Genomic DNA, 230 nt, shown 5'->3' on the forward strand with positions numbered 1-230 from the left:
CCTTTGCTCATTACACTGTTGACTTTAGATATATCTGAAACAATGGTGACTTTCTTTCAGCAATATGAGAATTTTGAGCTAGATGAGTTAATGCCGCTGGGCATGTTTTTATCATTATGCTTCACCTGGTTTTCTAGGCGACGTTGGCGTGAAATAAAAGGGCTCTACCTAGTAGTAGAGAAATTGTCATTACAAGATCCCATTACCCTTAGCAATAACCGCCGAGCACC

General features: G+C 40.4%; 1 protein-coding gene. It reads left to right on the forward strand.

What is annotated here, in order from left to right; all coding sequences use genetic code 11:
- A partial coding sequence (locus tag Q4519_RS22245) for a hypothetical protein (protein WP_303516170.1) occupies positions 1 to 230 on the forward strand: 230 nt, incomplete at both ends.

Origin of the sequence: Motilimonas sp. 1_MG-2023 (assembly GCF_030547455.1) — a bacterium.
Taxonomy (GTDB): domain Bacteria; phylum Pseudomonadota; class Gammaproteobacteria; order Enterobacterales; family CBDFNC01; genus Motilimonas.